Annotated in this window: 6 protein-coding genes; all 6 read right to left on the minus strand. The window is 69.6% G+C overall.

The annotated features are described in order from the left end of the window. Positions 1-176: 176 nt before the first annotated feature. On the minus strand, positions 177-575 hold the full coding sequence (locus AC5JLE_RS18835; RefSeq protein WP_241884717.1) for a hypothetical protein: 399 nt from the start codon (positions 573-575) through the stop codon (positions 177-179). 94 nt (positions 576-669) lie between these two features. Then, positions 670-2,709 (minus strand): FUSC family protein, encoded by a 2,040-nt coding sequence (locus AC5JLE_RS18840; RefSeq protein WP_495233492.1) that lies wholly within the window; start codon positions 2,707-2,709, stop codon positions 670-672. Between the two features lie 3 nt (positions 2,710-2,712). Beyond that, positions 2,713-4,173, minus strand: a complete 1,461-nt coding sequence (locus AC5JLE_RS18845) for an efflux transporter outer membrane subunit (RefSeq protein ID WP_126411544.1) — start codon at positions 4,171-4,173, stop codon at positions 2,713-2,715. Then, positions 4,170-5,087, minus strand: a complete 918-nt coding sequence (locus tag AC5JLE_RS18850) for an efflux RND transporter periplasmic adaptor subunit (protein WP_049420768.1) — start codon at positions 5,085-5,087, stop codon at positions 4,170-4,172. Before AC5JLE_RS18850 ends, AC5JLE_RS18845 begins: the two co-directional genes overlap by 4 nt. After that, positions 5,084-5,293 carry a DUF1656 domain-containing protein gene (locus AC5JLE_RS18855; RefSeq protein WP_010487502.1) on the minus strand — a complete coding sequence of 70 codons (210 nt, stop codon included), beginning with the start codon at positions 5,291-5,293 and terminating at the stop codon, positions 5,084-5,086. The genes AC5JLE_RS18850 and AC5JLE_RS18855 overlap by 4 nt, the downstream gene beginning before the upstream one ends. Before the next feature lie 108 nt (positions 5,294-5,401). Continuing rightward, positions 5,402-5,857: a MarR family winged helix-turn-helix transcriptional regulator gene (locus AC5JLE_RS18860; protein ID WP_012481667.1), complete on the minus strand. Its 456-nt coding sequence runs from the start codon at positions 5,855-5,857 to the stop codon at positions 5,402-5,404. Positions 5,858-6,330 lie beyond the last annotated feature (473 nt).

Below are 6,330 nucleotides of genomic sequence, written 5' to 3' on the forward strand. Positions count from 1 at the left end.
GAGGGGGGGGGGGGGCGGGTTGGGGGGGTGTGCGCGGCTTGGTGGCCCCCACCACCCCCCATTGTTGGGTTTACCGGCGCCCCCACAACCCGCCCCCACCCCGCCATCCCAAGGAATACCCGCTTTTGACGTTGACGTTGCCTTGGCAGGTGCAGGGCGCAGCCCTGCCGCCACACCTATTCCGCGATCAACACCAGCCCATCCGGGAACACGATCGCCGCTTCATCGGCACTCACATCGAAGAAGCCCACGCCGTGCTTGTCGGCCAGGTCCTGCACGCGGCCGTGCGCGCGTTCGGCCACCGAATAGGCAAACGCACCGTAGATCACCTGCTGGCCGATGCTGTACTCGGTCACCTCGGCGCGGTCGTCATCGTCGTTGCTCAATGGGCCGTTCAACGGCGGGAAGTCCTGCGCCATCTCCGCGAACCACGCCTGCAGCGCCGCGCTGCTGACTGCCGGGTCGTCGTACTCGTGGCGCTCGTTCCACTGCGTCTGCTTTTCGAACCAGGCGATGAAAGCTGCCGCCTCGCGTGGTGCGGCGCTGGCCTCGAACACCATCATGTCGTAACTCATTGGAGCTTCCTGTGCAGAGCAGGGGTCAGAGCCTTCGCCCGCAGCGAAGGATCCGACCCCGGCAACGGGGTCTGTGGACGCACAGGGTATCGCGCTACGGCTGTTCGGCTGCACTCATGGCCAGGCCCGGCGCCAGCGCCTTCGCCTCCGGGAACAGCGCGAAGCGCAGGCCGATCAGGCCCATCAGCGCCTCGTCGCGTGCCTTGCAGGCGGCTACGCTGCCGACCCGCCCCAGCGAGGTATCCAGCCGCTCGCGCAATGCGTCGGCCGCCACCATCGGCTTGCGTGCGGCAATCTGCCGCCGGTAGTGCGCGGCGATCTCCTCAAGAATGTGCTCGACCGCTTCGCGGCTGCGCTCGGGCAGTTCCAGCCGCGCGCGGCGCAGCTGCAGGATGTTCAGGCCGATGCGCGCTTCGTTGAGCATATCCACCGAGGCGATGTCGCTGCCCTCCGGGGTTGCCGCCAGGCGCGGCGCGAGCAGGCCCAGCAGGTCGAGCATGCGTGCGGCGAAGCGCTGGCGGTCCTGCTGGCCGCGCCCTTCGGCGGCCTCGGCCAGCGTAGTCCAGCCCTGCCGCACCAGCCGGCGCGCGGTCCACTCGGCACCCACCGAACGGAACAGGCGGGTCATCACCACCGCAAAGCCAATGCCGATGAACATCGCGATCGACGAGTTGAGGAAGGTCTGGATGTTGGCGCTGTAGGTGTTCTGCAGGCTCAGCAGCGCGGCCAGGTTCACCGTCAGCGGCAGTGCGAACAGCGCGCTCTTGGGGCGGTGCAGCATCAGCCCCAGCGGCAGGAACGCCACCGCCAACACCAGCGCCAGCAGGCCGAAGTCGTGCACGGCCGGGAACACGCCGAACAGGTACACGCCGGCCACCACCGAGGCGACCATGGCCCACACCAGGAACGACACCATGCTCGGTGCCGGGTCGTCCTGCGCGGCGAAGAACGCCGCGGTCACCGCGGCCATCATCGCGCCGTTGCCACCGCCCTCCCAACCCAGCGCGATCCACAGCACGCAGTAGCTCATCAGTGCCACGCCGGCACTGAGCGCGGAGAACAGCGCCATGCCGTAGTCGACGTGCTTGTCAGCGGCTACGCGTTCGGTACGGATGCGGTAATGCGCGCGGTCCAGCGGCGCGGTGCCGTGGTCGATGGCGTGCTGCAGGGTGCGGCAGTCCTGCCACAGGTCCACCAGTTCCTCCAGGCGCAGCAGCAGGCTGGCCAGCTGCAGGTGCTGCAGGTCGCGGTCCACCTGCGGCTTCAGCGCGCTGATGCGCGCGCGCAGCCGCGCGTACTCACTGGCGTTGGTCGGGCCATCCAGCCAATCGCGGATGTCGTCGACCAGCGCCGGCAGCCCATCCGGCAGGGCCTGGCCATCGCTGCGCAGCGCGCTCAGGCGATCGGCAATCGAGGACAGCACCGGCAACAGCAGCAGCATGCGCTCGCGCAGGCGCTCCATCGACACTGCCGAACCGGCATGGCGTGGATCATCGCGGCGCAGGAATTCGATCAGCGCCTCGAACTGCACCAGGTCGGCGGCCAGCCGGTTGCGCGGCGCGTGCGCGCGTCCACGTTCAAGGATCTGCCGGCACCACTGCGCGGCGTCCTCCATCCAGTTGCCGATGCGCGCGCGCAGCATCGGGCGTACCGAGGCCGGGAACAGCAGCGAAGCGGCCAGCACCGCCACGACCGTGCCGAGGATGATCTCCTCGCTGCGTGCCACCACCGTGTCGAAGATGGTCTCCGGCGAAGTCACCGCAGGGAAACCGATGAAGGCGGTGGTGTAGCCGGCCAGCAGGAACGCGTAACCGCGCGGGCCGCGGTTGAGCAGGGCCATGAACAGGCAGCCGGCCAGCCAGATCGACATCGCCGCGCTCAGCACCAGCGGCGTTTCCACCAGCGCCGGCAGCACCAGCAGGGTGGCCAGGCCGGCCACCAGGGTGCCAACGATGCGGTACACGCCCTTGGCGCGGGTCGGGCCCAGCAGCGGCTGGCTGACGATGTACACCGTGCCCATCGCCCAGTACGGGCGCGACAGGTTGCCGGCCATGGCGATGTACAGCGCGGCCACCGCGGCCAGGTAGGTCTTGATCGAGAACAGCCAGGCCTGGCGGTCGGTCAGCGCGTTCATGGTTTACTTCGCTGCGGTCGAGGCGTTGGGCGCGGTGGCGCTTGCCTGCCAGCCACCGCCCAGCACCAGGAACAGATGGATTTGGTCGCGCGAGACCTGCGCTTCGGCGGCCGCCAGGGTGGCATCGCTGGTGGCCAGGCTGCGGTCGGCATCCAGGCTGGACAGGTACGGCGTGCGGCCACCCTGGTACAGCCGGCGGTTCTGCTCGGCGGCCAATGCGGCCTGTTCCTGCGCAGTGCGCAGCGACTGCAGCCGGCGCAGGTCCTGCGCGTAGCGGTCCAGCGCGGTCTGGGTCTCGCGCAGCGCTTGCAGCACGGTGTGGTCGAACTCGGCCAGCGCGGCATCGGCACCCGCCTCGGCGGCGTGGATGCGTGCGTGCGTGCCGGACGACGGCAGCGTCCACGAGATCAGCGGGCCGATCGACCACTGCTGGGTCATCGGCGTGCCGAAATCCTCCAGCAGGCCGGCGGCACCGAGCGAGGCCCCCAGGCGGATGTCCGGATACAGCTCAGCGGTGGCGACGCCAATCCGCGCGGTGGCCGAAGCCAGCTTGCGTTCGGCCTGGCGCACGTCCGGGCGGCGCTGCAGCAGTGCACGGCCATCACCGACCGGCAGCGGCTGCGCCAGGCCGGGGGCGTGTGCACAGTCGATCACGCCGGCCGGCAGCTGGCCCGGGGTCTGCCCGAGCAGGGCGGCCAGCGAATAGGCGGCCGCGGAACGCTGCGCGCGCAGCGGCGGCAGCGCGGCTTCCAGCAGCGCGACCTGGGCATTGGCGCGGGCCAGTTCCGGCGGCGTGCCACGGCCAGCCGCGATCAGGCGCTCGGTGACCGTGCGGCTGCGTTGCTGCAGCTGCAGCGAATGTTCGGCCACGTGCAGCTCGTGGTTGGCGTGGCAGATTTCCAGATAGCTGTCGGCCACCTGCGCGACCACGCTGACCTGGGCCAGGTCGCGCGCGGCAGCAACGGACTGCTCGTCGGCACGCGCTGCCTCGGCGCCGCGCTTGAGCTTGCCGAACAGGTCGAACTGGTAGCTGACCGCGAACTTGCCATCGGCCAGGTTGATCACCGGCAGCTCGTGCTCCTGCAGGAACGATTCGGCCGACAGCTGCGCGCGGCTGACCCCGGCCTCGGCCTCGTACTCGAAGCCACCGGCGTCCAGCGCCTGCTCGTACACCGCCGCGGCACGGCGCAGATGTGCATCGGCGGCCTTCAGCTCGACGTTGTCACGCAGCGCCTGCGTGATCAGGCCGTCCAGCACCGGGTCGTTGTACAGCGACCACCAGCGGTCGGGCAGCGCCTGGTTGGCGGCCACCTGCGGGTTCTGCGTATCGATGAAGGCCGCATTGGCCTGCGGGCGCTTGAAGGCCGAGCCTTCCGGCAGGGCGTAATCCGGGCCGACGGTCTTGCAGGCCGCCAGGCTGGCCAGCGCAACGATCAGGCCGAGACGGGGCAGGGCGGCGTTCACAGGCCCGCCTGTGTCGGCGCAGTGCCGGCCTTGTCGGTGTGCGGATGGCGGCCGGTGTCCACGGTCACCGTGGCGGTACGGCCGGCGATCAGTTCCACGCCCTTGGGTACTTCGTCGATGGCGATGCGCACCGGAATGCGTTGTGCCAGCCGCACCCAGTCGAAGGCCGGGGTCACGTTCGGCAGCAGGGTGCTGCCGTTGCTGCGGTAGCGGTCTTCGATGCCGGCGGCGATGCTCTCCACATGGCCACGCAGCGGGGCCGACTCGCCCATCAGGCGGATGTCCACGCGCTGCCCCGGGGCCACGCCGCGCAGGCGGGTTTCCTCGAAGTAGCCATCGATGCGGAACGAGCCGGTATCCAGCAGCGCCAGCACCGGCTTGCCGGCTACCACGTAGTCGCCCACGCGCAGGGTGCGGTCGTTGACCCGGCCGTCGGCCGGTGCGCGCACTTCGGTGCGGCCCAGGTTGAGCTCGGCCAGGTCGACCGCCGCCTGTGCGGTGGCCAGCGCAGCCTGTGCGGCCTGCAGCTTGGCGCGGCGCACTTCGGCGTCCTCGGCGGCGACCAGGTCCTGCAGGCTGCGGTCACGGCCGATCTCGCGGCGCAGCTGCGCCACCGATGCCTGGCGCTCGGCCAGGTTGGCGCGGGCCTGCTCCAGCGCGATGCGGTAGCGGGCGCGGTCGACCACGAACAGCAGGTCACCCTTCTTCACCGCCTGGTTGTCGGCCACCTGCACCGTTTCCACCAGCCCGGACACGTCCGGCGCCACCTGCACCACGTCGGCGCCGACATGGGCATCGCGGGTCCACGGCTCATCCATGTAATAGACCCACAGCTGGCGCAGCACCAGCAGGGCGATGATCACGGCTGCGCTGGTGAGCAGCACCGGCAGGGTCTTCTTCACGATCTTGTTCACGATTGCATCCAACGCAGGAGGTGGAACAGCAGGCCAAGCACGATCCCGTACAGGGCCAGGTTGAACAGCGCCGGGTGCCATACGTGGCGATAGGCGCCGGCACGCTGCAGCAGCGCGTGCAGGCCGCTGTTGACCAGGTAGGCCAACAACATCAGCCCGAGCAGGGTCGGGACGAACACTCCGTGGAGACTGAATTCACCGGGCATCGGTAGGGGCGGGGGCGAGGTGGGGGAGGGGAGGAACAACGAAACAACAGCAACGGGTAAAAGCCGCTGGCGTGTGCACGGCAGCGGCGGTATTCGGGGGCAGCGGTCTTACGTGATGCGGTCGGCGGCCTCGGCCAGCAGGCGCCATGCCTTCAGCACGGCGTGCAGTTCATCCATGGAAAGCTCGCCGAACACGTCCTGGCGCAGGCCGATCAACTGGTCTTCCAGCTCGCTGACCAGCGCATGGCCCGCGTCGGTCAGCCACAGCAGGTTGGCGCGGCGGTCGCTGGCGTCGCTCTCGCGGCGGACCAGGTCGCTGGCGCACAGCTTGTCCAGCAGGCGCACCAGGGAAGGACCCTCCATGCCCAGCTGCTGGGCCAGCGCCACCTGGCGGATGCCACCGCCGGAGCGGCCGATCATCAGCAGGGGCATGGTGCAGGCGGTGGAGATGCCGTAGCTGCCGAGCCGGCTGTCGGCCAGGCGCTGCCACTGCCGCCCTGCGTACAGCAGGCCGGAGCTGAGCTGCATCTGCAGCACGGTGCGCTCGTCGAGGGGTCGGTCCATAAGAGATAGATAGGATACTACTAATTTCATTCCTATCAATAGGTTTTTCTGAATGGGGGTGTAGTGGGGAAAGCGTTGCGCCTGCCTGGTGTCGGGTGGGGCAGCGGGGGCCGGACGGTGCAGGACACGCCGCAAGTACGTCCCTGTAGGCTCGGCCGCGGCATCCATGCCGCGGACGGTCCTGCCCCGCCCGGCCCCCGCTGCCCTCCCATCACCCCGCGAGCGCGGTGGGTTGGCTCTTTAAAGGCACGAGCAGTGCGGACCAACGGCCCGCACCCACCGCAGCAGCGGCCCGCGGTGCTTCCGAAGCCATGAACCTCCGCTTTTGCCCCCGCTTTCGGGCGGTCCGGCCGCGCCTGCGGGAAATTGTCGGAGAGGGGGAGGGGCAGGCCGGGCAGGACCGTCCACGGCATGGATGCCGTGGCCGAGCCTACAGGGACGTACTTGCGGCGTGTCCTGCCCGGCCTGCCCCT

The sequence above is a fragment of the Stenotrophomonas sp. genome, from assembly GCF_059505245.1.

Bases quoted from the DNA above. Each gene is read 5' to 3' on its own strand.
- AC5JLE_RS18835 (WP_241884717.1), bottom strand. From the start codon at position 575: ATGAGTTACGACATGATGGTGTTCGAGGCCAGCGCCGCACCACGCGAG.
- AC5JLE_RS18840 (WP_495233492.1), bottom strand. From the start codon at position 2,709: ATGAACGCGCTGACCGACCGCCAGGCCTGGCTGTTCTCGATCAAGACC.
- AC5JLE_RS18855 (WP_010487502.1), bottom strand. From the start codon at position 5,293: ATGCCCGGTGAATTCAGTCTCCACGGAGTGTTCGTCCCGACCCTGCTC.
- AC5JLE_RS18860 (WP_012481667.1), bottom strand. From the start codon at position 5,857: ATGGACCGACCCCTCGACGAGCGCACCGTGCTGCAGATGCAGCTCAGC.